Genomic DNA, 578 nt, shown 5'->3' with positions numbered 1-578 from the left:
CAGGCGGCAGGGAAATCAAACGGGGAAAAGAAATACATTGTCGGATTTAAACAGACAATGAGCACGATGAGCGCCGCTAAGAAAAAAGATGTCATTTCTGAAAAAGGCGGGAAAGTGCAAAAGCAATTCAAATATGTAGACGCAGCTTCAGCTACATTAAATGAAAAAGCTGTAAAAGAGCTGAAAAAAGACCCTAGCGTCGCTTACGTTGAAGAAGATCACGTTGCAAAAGCGTACGCGCAGTCCGTGCCTTACGGCGTATCACAAATTAAAGCCCCTGCTCTGCACTCTCAAGGCTTCACCGGATCAAATGTGAAAGTATCGGTTATCGACAGCGGTATCGATTCTTCTCATCCTGATTTAAAAGTAGCAGGCGGAGCCAGCATGGTTCCTTCTGAAACAAATCCTTTCCAAGACTACAACTCTCACGGAACTCACGTTGCCGGTACAGTTGCGGCTCTTAATAACTCAGTCGGTGTATTAGGCGTTGCGCCAAGCGCATCTCTTTACGCTGTAAAAGTTCTCGGCGCTGACGGTTCCGGTCAGTACAGCTGGATCATTAACGGAATTGAGTGGGC

Annotated in this window: 1 protein-coding gene; it reads left to right on the top strand. The window is 46.5% G+C overall.

Annotated features, from left to right (window positions below; all coding sequences use genetic code 11):
• On the top strand, positions 1 to 578 hold a 578-nt coding region (locus JBL43_RS20520), incomplete at both ends, for a S8 family serine peptidase (protein WP_198843151.1).

Origin of the sequence: Aureibaculum flavum, assembly GCF_016406085.1 — a bacterium.
Classification (GTDB): domain Bacteria; phylum Bacteroidota; class Bacteroidia; order Flavobacteriales; family Flavobacteriaceae; genus Aureibaculum; species Aureibaculum flavum.
Note: the sequence above shows the minus strand (reverse complement) of the source record. Positions and strands in the feature narration are given on the sequence as shown.